Raw genomic sequence first — 13,767 nt, 5'->3', positions numbered from 1 at the left:
CGCCGGTCAGGCCGCGACCGTGTGCGGCGCGAGGTACGGCTCCCACTGCGGCTGCTCCCGCTCGACCCCGCGGACCGTCCAGGCGCCCTCGCGGGGCGCCTGCGGCTTCCAGCGCAGGGACCAGCCCATTTCTGCCGGCGTGCGATCGCCCTTGAGGTTGTTGCACCGCAGGCAGCACGCCACGAGGTTCTCCCACGAGTCGACGCCTCCGCGTGAACGCGGCAGGATGTGGTCGACCGTGCCCGCCGTCGCGCCGCAGTAGCCGCAGCGCGCACGGTCGCGCCGCAGCACGCCTCTCCTGGTCACGGGTGCGGTGCGCGACATGGGGATACGGATGTAGTTGCGGAGCAGGATCACGCGTGGGCGCGCCCATGCGTCATCGACGCCGCAGACGGGATGCTCGGCGTCGGCATCGAGCACGCTCGCCTTGCCGTTCATGACGAGCACGAGGGCTCGGCGGTCCGAGACGACGCCGAGGGGTTCATATCCGGCGTTCAACACGAGCGTTCGCATGACTATCCCTTCTGTCGCACCTGGCTGGCGCGGGTAGAGGCGAGGTGTCGAGCGGCGCCGGTGTCGGCGTCGCGGCGACGAAAAAAGGGCACCGCCCTCATCGGCGGCACCCTTCGGTGACAGGCTGTACGCGTCGGCACCCGGAGGTGGTCGCGACGCGCACGGCTATGACGTCCGCCATATGGTGCTGGAATCCGGTGCAGGCGCACGCAACCGTGGTGCGGATGCTCGCGACGCCGGACATGCCCACTCCTCTTTTTCCCTGCGGACTGCGACAAGAGTACGGCACAGCCGGGCGTGTCGACCTGTGCGGCGACATGTGTCACGGATCGTTCACTCCCACGACAAGCCGCGTACGGACCTGAAAACGACGAGGCGGGCGCGCGACCCAGAACCGGTCGCCCACCCGCCTCACCCGCTGCGTGCCGTGCTCTACGCGGTGATGCCGCGCTCCGCCAGCCACGGAACGGGATCGATGAATGAGCCGTTGACCTTCACTTCGAAATGCAGGTGGCAGCCGGTCGAGTGGCCGGTGGTCCCCACCGCACCGATGTGGTCGCCAGCCTGCACCACCTGACCGACCGAGACACCGATGCCGCCCGGCTGCAGGTGCGAGTACGAGATCGTCGTGCCGTCACCCAGATCGAGCTCGACATGGTTGCCATAGCCGCCTTGCGCGCCGGCGAACGTGACGGTGCCGCCCGTGACGGCGACGAGCTCGGCGCCGCATCCACCACCGACCATGTCGATGCCGTTGTGCGCGCCGCCCCGAGTGCCATAGCCCTCGTTCATCCGCCCGCTCGGATAGGGGTCGAAGAACTGCGGTGCGAGCGTCGGCGCCGCGGCGGCGCTTTCGACGCCGTCACCGGCAACGGTGATGACCTGATAGTCATTGAGGTTCGGCGCGACCTCGGGCGCGGGTGCGTACGGCACGGTCTGCGTCTGCCCCTCGGTGCCGCCTGCTTGGTCGACACCGGTGTCAATGGCGCCGGTCTGCTCCTCGGCGCTCGCGGTGTCCGGGCTGACGAGGCTCGCCTGCGCAACGTCCGGTGCGAGGTTGAGCCCCGGGGCGGCCGCGGCCACCGATGCCACGGCGGCGACGGATGCGGCGACCGCTCCGAACGTCGCACGGCGGCGACGGACGCGACGCACGAGCGCGGCCGGGCGGGGAGCCTTGACGGAGCCGCGCTCCCTCGGCGCGCCGCCGAACGAGGCGGGAACACTCGCCGATGCGCCGTCGGCGCGATCGCCGGGCTCTTCCACCGTCGCGAGATGTGCGGCGAACGAGAGTGTCGTGGTGCGTGCCGACGTGGCGTCGAGGTGCACGCGGTCACGAGCGGTTGCAGTGGCGACCTCGATGCGGGCGCGCACGTCGGCCGCAAGTGCAACGTGGTCGGTTACGGGAGCGGCGACGGCGACCGGTCGCTTGCCCGTGCGGCGCTCGATCTCGCGCGCCTGGCGGCGAGTCAGCGGCGGAGCTGCGTGGGTGGCGGTCATGAATCATCTCCAGGCACGGCAGAGCTGGCGCTCGCACGGTGCGATGTCGGGGCATGGGCCGGCTGGGGCAGAAGCTGCCTGCTCGGCGGTCTGGGCGCTCCGCGCACGAGATATGGCGGGGCTGACATCTAGGTTAACGGACATCCGCCGTATTGTCACGTTTTGATCACAGAAACATCTCGCCCCGATCACGGCGCGAATTCGGGCCGCGGGGCACGTCGCCCAGTCCGGCATGGCACCCCGATCGGCTCGCCGCCGAAACCACGACACCGCGGTCCCATCGTCGATGGGCACCGCGGTGTCAAGGATTCGTGCGTGGCGAGACCTAGCGGTACGTCACGAAGTAGTAGCCGCTGCCGATGACATCCATCGAGCGGTGGACGTTTTGCCAGCCGACCGTCGGGCTCGCGTAGCCGGGGTTGTCCCACATCATTCCGCCGCCGGCGTAGATGCCGATGTGGCCCGAGTTGAAGATGACGAGGTCGCCGACCTGCGGGTCGCTCGTCTGCGTGCCGCCTGCGGCCTGGCCCGAGACGAGAAGGCCCGGGAGTTCGATGCCGACCTCGGCGTAGACGGCAGCCGTGAACTCGGTGCACAGCCATCCCGAGCCGCCGCCGACCATCGAGGCCGCGATCGCACCGATACCGGAAACGTCGCCGCCCCCGGACGACGCCCCGTCAGCGGCCGCGCCGGCGGTCTCGATGACGGCCTCTTCAACGGCGTCCGCGCTGAACGAGGTCACCGCGAGATCACCGCGGTCGGGGGCCGTCTCCGGGGCGGCGACGAGATCGACCATGGGCGCGGGGGCGATTGCGGTCTGCGCGTCGGTCACGCCCGCACCAGCCTGGCCGGCGACGTCGTCGCCCGACACGAGCGCGGCCTGAGCCGACCCCTGCTGCGCCGAGACGACGCCGGGAAGGGCGATGGCGGTCGTCGCCAGCACGGCCGCGGAGGCGGCCACGCCGAGACCGACGGCCGAGCGTCGGCGCGTGCGCGCGACGAGCGATGCGGGGCGGGGCGCACGGACGCTCGTGCCGCGCATGAACGCCGACTCGGCCCCGTTCGCCGGGGCCGACGACACGTCAGCCGCCTTCGGCGTCGCCGCGACGCGGTCGATGACCTCGGTCGGCAGCACCGAGACGAGAGCGAGCTTGTCGTTCGGCTCGATGCGCCCGGTGTCGTAGACGCTCGCCACGGCGGTGGTGCGGGCCGTGGATGCTCCTGACGCAGCGGCAGCAGAAGCGGGGAGCGCAACGGGGCGCTCGCCGGTCCGGCGTTCGATCTCGCGCGCCTGGCGCCGCGTGAGCGGCGGCGCGGCGGTGGTGATGTCGGTCATTCGTTCTCCATGCACATGCGATCGGTGCCGCATTCCGTCCGAAGGTTGAAAACTGACGCGGCGGAGTGACGGGTGCGTGCAGCCCGACCGCGGGAGTGATGCGCACGAGGCGCATCGACGTTCACACGATACTCCAAGATCACGGATTTGTCACAGCGCGATCTCAAATCTATTACGGCAGACGAACGGCGGGGCGGGCACCGAGTGCCCGCCCCGCCGTTGCACGCCCGCTTTAGCGGTACGTGACGAAGTAGTAACCGCCGGGGATGACGTCCATCGAGCGGTAGACGTTCTGCCAGCCGACGTAGCTGCTCGCGTAGCCCGGGTTGTCCCACATCATGTTGCCGCCGGCGTAGATGCCGATGTGGCCCGAGAAGACGACGAGGTCGCCGACCTGCGGATTACTCGTCTGCGTGCCGCCGGCCGCCTGGGCCGAGACGCCACGGGGAAGGGAGATCCCGGCCTGCGCGTAGACGGCCTGGGTGAATTCATCACAAGCCCAACCGGCGCCGCCGCCCATCATCGACTGCGCGATGCCGGCGATGCTCGAGGTGTCGTAGCTCGCGCCGCCGGCGGTCTCGGTGCCCGCACCGCCACCGCCGGTCGAAGCGCCGTCGCCCGTCGAGCCCGAGCCGTTGCCACCATCGCCGGTCGTCGCAGGCGCCTCGGTGGCTTCCTGCACCTCTTCTGCGCCGAACGAGGTCACCTGGAACTGACCGCGGTCGGGGGCCTGGTCGGGAGCAGCGACGAGGTCGAGCGCCGGAGCCGACGCGGCCGACGCAGCGGTGTCATCGCCGCCGGCAACGCCGTTGTCGCCGGCCGTCACGAGGCTGGCCTGGGCGGCGTCCTGCGCGCCGACCGGGCTCGTGCCGCCGATGCCGCCGGGCAGAGCGACTGCGGCCGTGGCGAGCACGGCAGCGGAGGCGGCCACGCCGAGCCCCGTCGCCGTCCGGCGGCGGGCGCGAGTAACGAGGGCGGCCGGGCGTGCGGCGCGCACGCTCACCGGGCGGGCGAAGGCAGAGCCCGCAGGCGCGGCCGCTGGCTGCGCAGACTCGACGGGCTCGGCGATGCGGCCGATGACCTCGGTTGGGAAGACGGAGACGAACGCGCCCTCGGGGTTGCGCTCGATCTCGGCGGTGTCGCGCACCGTCGGAGCAACCGGGGCGGAGCCCAGGTCGAGCGAAACCGCGGCGACCGAACCGGTCGTGACGCGACGGCCAGTGCGACGCTCGATCGCGCGAGCCTCGCGTCGCGTGAGCGGCGCGGTGGTGAGTGCGTTCTCGGTCATTCGAACTCCCGGCACGATGCGCATAGCACGCCCCCGCTCCAAAAATTGTTGAGTAACGTCGCGAACCGAGCGGGAACGTGCGATTCACGGTTGATGCAGCGACCGTTTGTCGTGACACCGGGATCGAGTGTAACGACAGATCACGGAAATGTCACGGCACGATCACGAATGCATGGGGATTGACTGGAAATCGCAGATCAGCGGGGATTTTCCGGGCGTGTCAATTCCTGGCGGGTCGAGCTCCGCGAATGATCACGACATCGATCCCGCGACGTTAGGGGGCCGGACAGTCGACCCCGTCAGCCGTCGGCACCGGCGTGGTCGCACCACCGGCGATCTCGCAGGTCGGGGGCACGCTCAGACCCGGTTCGGTCGAGGGCATGGGCGAATCGGTCACCGTGGGCCGGCCGGACGCGGTCGGCGTGGTTTCCTCCGCGGGCTCCACCGCACCGCCCGTCGAGGGCGCGGGAGCGCCGACGTCGTCGCCGCTCGACTGCGTCGCGTCGGCGCCCGCATCCTCGACGGGGTCTCCCCCAGAGGAGGCGTCATCGACCGGCGTCTGCGGAACGTCCGCGTCAGGCCCCCCGCCGTCGGAGGCCGCGCCGCCCGTCGACGCGGCATCATCACTCGCCGGAGCGTGCGTTCCCGAGAGCGGGACGCCCTGTTCGCCCGCCGGACTCGTGCTCGAGATCGTGACACCCACGGCAGGGCGTCCGTCGTCCGCACCGGTCGGCGGCAAGCTCAGCAGCCAAACGTACCCAGCCATGGCGAGCATCCCGACCCCGGCGGCGGAGGAGAGCCAGGCGGTGCGCAGGCGACGACGCTGCGCCAGCGCCACCGGAACCCGCGCGCGCGTGCTGACAGGCCTGGAGCGGCGCGCAGGCACCGCCTCCGGGCCACCCGCGACGGTCGCACCATCAATGGGCGGTCGCCGCGAGGGGCCGACCTCGGTTTCGTCCGAAGCGACCCCGACGTCGTCGGCGAGCGGGAGGAGCATCTGCGTGGCCGCACTCACCGCCGCGGCGCCGACGGGTGCCGTGACAATGCGCCCGGAAGCATCCGGGTCCAGTCGCGCTTCGGCAGCGCCGGAAGAGCGGTCGCGAACGTTCCCGCCGTCATCGGGCGCCACTTCGCGAGGCGAAACCCCCTCGATCCCGGCCGGTTCTGCGTCGACGTCAGGCGACGTCGAGTCGAAATCCGGCGGAATTGCGTCGAGGTCTGGCGGACTCGCGTCGACGTCGACCGAGACCCCCTCGCCTCCGCTCGACTGACCCGACTCCTCGCCGGCGCCGACCGCCGCGTCCGCCAACGCGAGGGCCTCTGCAGCGAGCTCAGCGGCGGAAGCCGAGCGCTCCGCGCGCTGCGCCGCGCGCGTGCCGACGCGTCGCTCACGAGCGCGGCGGTCCCGCCGACTCGGGCTCGCGCCACCGGCCTCGCGCTCGGCGTGCTCGTCACTCATTCGAATCCTCTCAGCGCGCTTTCGCGCACACGATCAGGGGTCGAGACTACCTCGTCTCTCACACCAGCAACATCAGCCACACCTTCATTACGATGACGCAACGCTTACGGCGTGTCGCTCCTTGTTAGCGCCAGTTGGAGGGTAGAAGGCGATCCGTCGTGACTCCTGAGTGCGCCGGCCTGTCGCGCAGGCGGGCCACCTCCAGGGGCGGCGGTTCGCCGATCCGGCGACGCGCGCGATCCTCCGGAAGGCGAGGCCGCCAGCTACCGTCCCTGTCGACCGCGTCCGGTCGTCCGCTCCTTCCGGAGAGCCGCCCCAGGCGGGAGAGCGCGCCGGCTCAGGCGGCAGAAGACGACGAGCGGGAAATGTAGATGTGGGCCGCGATCGGCCGGCCGAGGCTCACCTCGAGCGCCGCGTCGCCGCCGTCGGCGGTTCGCAGCACGATGCGGTCGCCCTCACCGTGCGCCGTGACCTCGACGCCGGGAAGGATGCCGGCCTCCCGCAGCACGCGAAGCGACTCAAGGTCCGCCTGGACCGGCTCCCCGAAGCGGCGGATGCGCCCGGCCACCTCGCCGGCACCGCCGACGGGGACGAGCGAGTCAAGCGAATCGACGCCGGCCAGGAAGGGCGAAGCGGCCGGCACACCGAACTCCTCGAGGCCCGGGATCGGCGTGCCGTAGGGCGACTCGACGGGTCGGCCGAGCAGTTCGAAGATGCGCCGCTCGGCCTCCTCACTCATGACGTGCTCCCAGCGACAGGCCTCTTCGTGGACCTGCGCGAGATCGAGCCCGATCACGTTGGCGAGCAAACCCTCGGCGAGGCGGTGCTTGCGAAGGACGCGCACCGCCATTTCCCTGCCATTGTCGGTGAGCATGAGCCGCCGATCGGTCGCGACCTCCACGAGGCCGTCGCGCTCCATGCGGGAGATGGTCTGCGAGACCGTCGGGCCGGAGTGGCCGAGCCGCTCCGAGATGCGCGCACGGAGCGGGACGATCCCCTCTTCTTCGAGGTCAAGGATCGTGCGCAAGTACATCTCGGTCGTGTTGACCAGACCAGTCACATCAGCCTCCCTTGCGCGCTCGCACCTGCCAGCCTAGCGGCGCGCCAGACCATGCAGGGTATCCGTGGCGCCCGCGGCCCATGCTGACCGCGCCGGTACGCTGACGGCATGACTCAGGTGCGCATCCCCACAGAATTGCTTCCGCTCGACGGTCGATTCGGATGCGGACCATCGGTGGTCCGTCCGGGCCAGGTCGACCACCTCGTCGGGAGCTCGGCGACTGTGCTCGGCACCTCCCACCGACAGCCCGCGGTCAAGGCCCTCGTCGGTCGTGTCCGCGAACGCTTCGCCGCCCTCTTCGACCTGCCGGACGGGTACGAGATGCTGTTGTCGAACGGCGGTTCAACGGCGTTCTGGGACGCAGCCGTCTTCGGCCTCATCGAGCACCGGAGCGCCCACGGCGCCTTCGGCGAGTTCGGTGCCAAGTTCGCGGCGGCATCGTCGCGCGCCCCCTGGCTCGCAGAACCCGTCGTCGTGCGCGCCGAGCCCGGCTCGGTGGCCGTGCCGACCGTGACCGAGGGCGTCGACGTCTACGCGTGGCCACACAACGAGACCTCGACCGGCGCGATGGCCCCGGTGCGCCGCATCGAAGCGCCCGGGGCGCTCACCGTGATCGACGCGACGAGCGCCGCCGGCGGCGTGGAGGTCGTGCTGGCCGAGACCGACGTCTACTATTTCGCGCCCCAGAAGAACTTCGGCGCCGACGGTGGCGTCTGGTTTGCGGCGGTATCGCCCGCCGCGATCGATCGCATCGAACGGATCGGAGCATCCGGCCGATACATCCCCGACTCGCTCGGTCTCACGCACGCCCTCGAGAACTCGCGCAAGAACCAGACGCTCAACACGCCCGCCATCGCGACCCTGCTGCTCATCGACGAACAATTGCGGTGGATGCTCGACAACGGCGGACTCGCGTGGGCCGCGTCGCGGACGTCCGCGTCGTCGCGGGCGCTGTACGAGTGGGCCGACGCCCGCCCCTACGCGACGCCCTTCGTCGCCGACCCGGCCGAACGCTCGCAGGTGGTCGTGACGATTGACTTCGACGAGACCGTCGATGCGGCGGCGGTCGCGGCGGCGCTGCGCGACAACGGGGTCCTCGACACCGAGCCGTACCGCAAGCTCGGCCGCAATCAGCTTCGAATCGCGACGTTCACCTCGGTCGACCCCGACGATGTCAAGCGCCTCACTCGCGCCATCGATTACGTGGTCGAGCGCCTCGCCTGACCCCGCCTCGGCTGACCGCGCATCTGCTACTGGTGCTCGTCGCCGTCCGACGACCTCGGCTCGGCGGCAGCACGTTCTTCGTCGACAGCACGTTCGCCCGTCTCGCCGACCGGCCGTTCTCGCGTCGCCCGCCGCTCGGACCGGCTCGCGACCGAAACTCGCCGCCGAGGGCTCACCATGCTCCGGCGACCGCGCTTGGGGGCGGCGGCGTCGATCGCGCGCGCCTCAACTTCGGCATCCCCCTCACTCACGCCTGTCTCGATCGGCACATCGACGCCACGCTCACCCGACTGGGCCGCGGCCTCCGCGAGCGCCGGATTCGGCGAGCCTTCCTGTGGCGAAGCATCGTCCGACACCCCGGCACGCTGCTCCGGCGTCACCCTCGTGCGGACCCGGCGGCGTTCGCGCCGGCCGAGTGCCCGCGCGCGCGGAGCGGCGTCGGCAACCTCGACGTCTGATTCCGCCGATCGCCCGGGCTCATCGTGTTCGGCTCGGTACGAGGCCAGCCGCTCCGCCCAGGGCACCCACGAGGGAGAGAGCCGGGCGCCCTCGCCGGGCAGCATCTCGGTTTCCAAGATGCTCGGCCGCTCCTCGCCAGCGAGCTGCACCATTGCGACCGTCCAGAACCAGTCGGGGTAGCCTGCCAGATTCGTCTCGAAGCGCGCGATGAAGACGCCGTCATCGGCGTCACCGACATCCTCGAACCCCGCAAACGCTCCCACGTCGTCCGACGCGGTGACCTCGTGCAGGGCTGCGCGAGCGATCTCGATCGTCGCCGCGGCCGACGCGTCGTCCTGCTGGAAGGCCACCGGGCTGGGCAGTGCGGCGACCCCGGGGCGCGCGGGGTCGAGGTCGGGGAACACGAGCACGTCGTCGTTCGCGTCCCAGTCATCTCGCGATTCGTCGTCGTCGCCCGCAGGCGCGCCCACGTGCTCCGGTTCCACCTCGTGCTCCTGTTCCGCCCCGTGCTCCTGCTCCGCCCCGTAGTCGGCGGCGTCGTCCGTGGCGTCAGGCATCGAGATCGTCCGCAACCTTGCGGAGCACCGCGGCCACCCTGGTACCCGACTTCGGATCCGGGTAACGGCCGCGTCGGAGATCGCCGCCCACCTTGTCGAGGAGCTTCACGAGGTCCTCCACGATGACGGCCATGTCATCCGGCGCCTTCCGACGCGCTTTGACGATGCTCGGCGGCGTCTCGAGCACGCGCACGGCAAGCGCCTGGGCCCCCTTGCGGCCATCGGCGATGCCGAACTCGACGCGCGTTCCGGGCTTGAGCGCCGTCATATCGTCCGGGAGCGCCGTCGCATGCAGAAACACCTCCTGCCCGTCATCACTCGCGACGAACCCGAAGCCCTTGGCCTCGTCGTAAAACTTCACCTTGCCGGTAGGCATGGCCACTCTCCTTGCTCTTGCGTCGTCGACGCATCGTTCGTGTGCGCAGGTCTCGCGGATTGCGCGCCCGGCGCCGGTCGGTCCTGCGCCGCCGGTCGTACGTGTCACCGCATCGGGCCGAATCTCCCCCGCTCGAGACCGGGGCCCGCGACGACGTCGCCGGCCCCGATGCGCACCCGACCAGTCTAGGCCGTCGACGCGTGCGAGTAGGATGCTCCGGTGGGCACAGAAGAGCAGGCACCGGTTTCGAACGTCGAGCGCATCGTCGCGTTCATGGCGATCGGCATCGGCGTCGTCGCGTTCCTGTGCCTGATCGCCGTGCTCATGGCCCCGCTCCTCGGTGTACCGGCGGCCTCCCTGACGGCGCCCGGCTGGCAGGTCGCTTTTCTCGTCGCCTACTTCGGCCTGCCGCTGGCCGTCCTTCTCCTGATCGGGCTCGTAATCGCGCGTATCGTCCAAAACCGCAGACACCGCGCGCGGGACTGACGCGCCGAATGGACGGCGTTCTCCCGATTATTCGCCTGCTGCGCACCTTCAACACCGAGCAGCTCGAGCGATTGGTCGTGCTGCGCCGCGTACCGCCAAGGTCGTCGTCGGGCATCGTCGACATCGCCGAGTGGCTCGTCGACCCAGGGCACGTACGGGGGTCGATCGAGCGGCTCGGCTGGCGCGCGGCGCGCCGAATGGCCATGGGCGACCCGGCCGCACTCGACCGGGCGCAGGCCTTGGCGCTCGCCGTTCCGGGCGAGCCCGGGCCGCAGCTCGTGCCCGCCGCGCGCGCCGCCATTGCCGACGTGCTGGCCTGCGCCACGCCCGTCAGCGAAGCCCCGGCGCTCTCCCTTCCCGACGCTGGCAGGGACGCCCGGGGAGCGGAGCGCGCCCAGGCACTCGCAGCACTCGTCGCCGACCTCGTCGCCGACTTCGACGGGGGCACCCGGGCAGCGCGCGACGGTCGCCTCGGCTCACGCCTCGCTGGGGTCGACGTGCGGCGAATCGCCGCGGAGCTCCAGCTCACCCCGGCGTTCGTCGAGGCCGTCGTCGACGACATGTATCGGGCGGGCGTCGCCGGACCCGCCGACGATGCCTGGGTACCGACCGAGCGAGGACGGGCGCTCGAACGCGGACCGCGAATCGAGCGGTGGCGCACCATGGCCGAGACCTGGCTCGACCGACTCAGCGTCGCCGACCGTGAGGCCGTGCTCGGCCGCACCGATGCACACGGGGGCGCCCGAACCGATGCGTCGAGCACCGACCGCGGCATCGACGCGGTGACGGGTGCGCTGGAGCTCGGGCTGCTCGTCGACGGAACCCTCACCGAGGCGGGCAAGCACCTGCTGGACGACCGGCTCGACGACGCCGCCGCAGCCATCGAGCGCGGGCTCCCCGCCGAGATCCAGCAGGTGTACGTGCAGCCCGACCTCAGCATCGTCGCGCCGGGGCCGCTCGCCCCGGAGGCCGAGACGCGCCTTCGGACCGTCGCCGATCTCGAACGCCGAGGCACGGCATCCACCTATCGGCTCTCGACGGCGTCACTCGCCCGCGCCTTCGCGACGGGCCTCGACGAGGCCGAGATCACGCGACGTCTCACCCAGCTGTCGATCGTGCCCCTGCCGCAGCCGGTGACCTACCTGATCGCCGAGGCGAGCGCCCGCCATGGCCTCATCCGCCTGCGTCCACTCGGGAGTGGCACGCGCATCCAGAGCACCGACCACGAACTGCTTGATCGACTCGAGGTCGACCAGTCGCTCGGGGCGCTGCGACTGCGCCGCCGGCCCGACGGTTCGCTCGACTCGCTGTTGTCGCCAGAGCACGCGGCAAGCGTGCTCACGGAGGCCAGGCTGCCCGTCATGCTCGAGGACGAGCACGGCACGCCCCTCGGCCCTCGTCAGCCGCGCACAGCGCCGCCGCCCCGGCTCACCATCTCGGCCGCCGTGCACCGCTTCGCTGTCGCCCTTCGCGACGACGCCCGCCGTCAGGGCGACGGCGACGAGTCGAATGCCTGGCTGCAGCAGCGCCTCGAGCGCGCACGCCGCGCAAAGTCGGTGATGCGCATCCGTGTGACCGTCGAAGGTGCCGAGCCAGTCGTGATGACGGTCATCCCCGCGAGCATGACGCCGCGCTGGCTTCGCGTCATCGACCCGGAGGCCGACGTCGAGCGGACGTTCCCGCTCGACGCCATCGAACTGCTCGACGACGCGCCGTAGCCGCCGGGCCGCGCCCCGGGTTCGCCGCCCGCGAGCGCCGGTGACACATCGCGGCGGTAGCATGGTGCGCTATGCCTGGTGGTCCCCTGATCGTGCAGAGCGATCGAACGGTCCTCCTCGAGGTCGCACACCCCGAGGCCAATGACGCGCGCCACGCGCTCGCGGTTTTCGCCGAGCTCGAGCGCGCCCCCGAGCACGTCCACACCTACCGGATCACGCAGCTCGGGCTGTGGAACGCCCGAGCTGCGGGACACACGGCCGAGCAGATGCTCGAAACACTGGAGCGGTACGCGAAGTTCCCCATCCCGGACGCCGTCGCCGTCGATCTGCGCGACACGGTCGCCCGCTACGGACGCCTCGTGATCGAACGCGATGAGCGCGACGACGCGGAGCCGGGCGCGCTCGTGCTCAGCAGCGACGACGAGGCGGTGCTGCGCACCGTCACCCGCAGCAAGAAGGTCGCGCCGATGCTGCGAGGCGAGGTGGCCGATGGAGTGGTCTCGGTGGAGCCGTGGGCGCGCGGCGAGCTCAAGCAGCAACTCGTCAAGCTCGGCTGGCCCGCGGAGGATCTGGCGGGTTACACGCCGGGGACGCCGCACGCGATCGCGCTCGACGAGGTCGAGTGGTCGATGCGCGGCTACCAGCGCGACGCCGTTGATCATTTCTTCGTGGGCGGATCCGGCGTCGTCGTGTTGCCCTGCGGCGCAGGCAAGACGATCGTCGGCGCCGGCGCCATGGCCGCTGCGAAGACGAACACGCTCATCCTCGTGACCAATACCGTGTCGGCGCGGCAATGGCGTCACGAACTGCTCGAGCGCACGACCCTCACCGACGACGAGATCGGCGAGTACTCCGGCGAGATGAAAGAGATCAAGCCGGTCACGATCGCGACCTATCAGATCCTCACCGCGCGCCGGAAGGGCGCCTACACGCATCTGTCGCTGCTCGATGCCCTCGACTGGGGCCTCATCGTCTACGACGAGGTGCACCTGCTGCCGGCGCCCGTGTTCAAGTTGACCGCCGAGCTGCAGGCGCGCCGCCGGCTCGGGCTCACGGCGACGCTCGTGCGCGAGGACGGCCGCGAGGGCGACGTGTTCAGCCTCATCGGCCCCAAGCGGTTTGACGCGCCCTGGAAAGACATCGAGGCGCAGGGGTACATCTCGCCGGCGGAGTGCTTCGAGGTGCGCATCGATCTGCCCTATGAAGACCGGATGCAGTACGCGGCCGCCTCGGATGAGGAACGCTACCGCATCGCGGCCAGCGCGCCCGCGAAGCTGCCCATCGTGCGGTCGCTCATCGACCGGCACCGGGGCGAGAACATCCTGGTCATCGCCCAGTACCTCGACCAGATCGCCGAGATCTCGGAGGCGCTCGGCGTACCGAAACTGACGGGGCAGACGCCGGTCGCCGAGCGCGAGGAGCTGTACCAGGCGTTCCGCGACGGCACCACGCCCGTGCTCGTCGTCTCGAAGGTGGCGAACTTCTCCGTCGATCTGCCGGATGCCTCGGTCGCCATCCAGGTGTCCGGCTCGTACGGTTCGCGGCAGGAGGAGGCGCAACGCCTCGGCCGCCTGCTGCGCCCGTCGTCGTCGGGAGTGACGGCGTCGTTCTACACGCTCGTGGCGCGCGACACGGTCGACCAGGACTTTGCACAGAATCGCCAGCGATTCCTGTCGGAGCAGGGCTACGCCTACACGATCGTCGACGGCGCCGACGTGCTCGAGGCGGCATCGGCCTAGTCGCCGGGGCCGCCGCCCCGGCGCGGCGCAACGATGCGTGCGCCCACCGGGAGGG

General features: G+C 70.8%; 12 protein-coding genes. 4 read left to right on the top strand and 8 right to left on the bottom strand.

The genetic code is table 11. The features are described 5' to 3' along the window. Positions 1-6: 6 nt before the first annotated feature. From F8O04_RS03990 to F8O04_RS03965, 6 genes are all read right to left on the bottom strand, one after another. The gene (locus F8O04_RS03990; protein WP_158028024.1) at positions 7-513 is read right to left on the bottom strand and encodes an HNH endonuclease; all 507 of its coding nucleotides are present in this window, start codon (positions 511-513) and stop codon (positions 7-9) included. Between the two features lie 432 nt (positions 514-945). Beyond that, positions 946-2,010 (bottom strand): peptidoglycan DD-metalloendopeptidase family protein, encoded by a 1,065-nt coding sequence (locus tag F8O04_RS03985; protein ID WP_158028023.1) that lies wholly within the window; start codon positions 2,008-2,010, stop codon positions 946-948. A gap of 325 nt (positions 2,011-2,335) precedes the next feature. Then, a complete protein-coding gene (locus F8O04_RS03980; protein ID WP_158028022.1) occupies positions 2,336-3,346 on the bottom strand; it encodes an NlpC/P60 family protein in 1,011 nt (336 codons plus the stop codon). A 232-nt stretch (positions 3,347-3,578) separates the two neighbouring features. Further along, positions 3,579-4,634: a C40 family peptidase gene (locus F8O04_RS14990; RefSeq protein ID WP_225734856.1), complete on the bottom strand. Its 1,056-nt coding sequence runs from the start codon at positions 4,632-4,634 to the stop codon at positions 3,579-3,581. 274 nt (positions 4,635-4,908) lie between these two features. Then, positions 4,909-6,093 (bottom strand): hypothetical protein, encoded by a 1,185-nt coding sequence (locus tag F8O04_RS03970; RefSeq protein WP_158028021.1) that lies wholly within the window; start codon positions 6,091-6,093, stop codon positions 4,909-4,911. A 337-nt stretch (positions 6,094-6,430) separates the two neighbouring features. Then, positions 6,431-7,153: a metal-dependent transcriptional regulator gene (locus F8O04_RS03965; RefSeq protein WP_158028020.1), complete on the bottom strand. Its 723-nt coding sequence runs from the start codon at positions 7,151-7,153 to the stop codon at positions 6,431-6,433. A gap of 108 nt (positions 7,154-7,261) precedes the next feature. On the opposite strand from F8O04_RS03965, the gene serC reads away from it, so the two are divergent. Next, complete coding sequence (gene serC / locus F8O04_RS03960) at positions 7,262-8,377, top strand: phosphoserine transaminase (RefSeq protein ID WP_158028019.1); 1,116 nt, start codon at positions 7,262-7,264, stop codon at positions 8,375-8,377. Positions 8,378-8,403: 26 nt separating this feature from the next. On the opposite strand, the gene F8O04_RS03955 is transcribed toward serC, so the two are convergent. After that, entirely contained in the window at positions 8,404-9,393 is a 990-nt protein-coding gene (locus F8O04_RS03955) for a DUF3027 domain-containing protein (RefSeq protein ID WP_158028018.1), read from the bottom strand. Next, positions 9,386-9,769, bottom strand: a complete 384-nt coding sequence (locus F8O04_RS03950; protein ID WP_158028017.1) for a cold-shock protein — start codon at positions 9,767-9,769, stop codon at positions 9,386-9,388. The genes F8O04_RS03955 and F8O04_RS03950 overlap by 8 nt, the downstream gene beginning before the upstream one ends. A 219-nt stretch (positions 9,770-9,988) precedes the next feature. Here F8O04_RS03950 and F8O04_RS03945 point away from each other — a divergent pair, with 219 nt between their 5' ends. From F8O04_RS03945 to F8O04_RS03935, 3 genes are all read left to right on the top strand, one after another. Continuing rightward, on the top strand, positions 9,989-10,255 hold the full coding sequence (locus F8O04_RS03945; protein ID WP_158028016.1) for a hypothetical protein: 267 nt from the start codon (positions 9,989-9,991) through the stop codon (positions 10,253-10,255). An 8-nt stretch (positions 10,256-10,263) separates the two neighbouring features. Beyond that, positions 10,264-11,973: a helicase-associated domain-containing protein gene (locus F8O04_RS03940; RefSeq protein WP_158028015.1), complete on the top strand. Its 1,710-nt coding sequence runs from the start codon at positions 10,264-10,266 to the stop codon at positions 11,971-11,973. Between the two features lie 71 nt (positions 11,974-12,044). Continuing rightward, positions 12,045-13,712 (top strand): DNA repair helicase XPB, encoded by a 1,668-nt coding sequence (locus F8O04_RS03935; protein WP_158028014.1) that lies wholly within the window; start codon positions 12,045-12,047, stop codon positions 13,710-13,712. The last annotated feature ends 55 nt before the right edge of the window (positions 13,713-13,767 follow it).

Source organism: Pseudoclavibacter endophyticus (assembly GCF_008831085.1).
GTDB classification, from domain to species: Bacteria; Actinomycetota; Actinomycetes; order Actinomycetales; family Microbacteriaceae; genus Pseudoclavibacter; species Pseudoclavibacter endophyticus.
The sequence above is the reverse complement of the archived record's forward strand: the minus strand, read 5'-3'. Positions and strand labels throughout refer to the sequence as shown.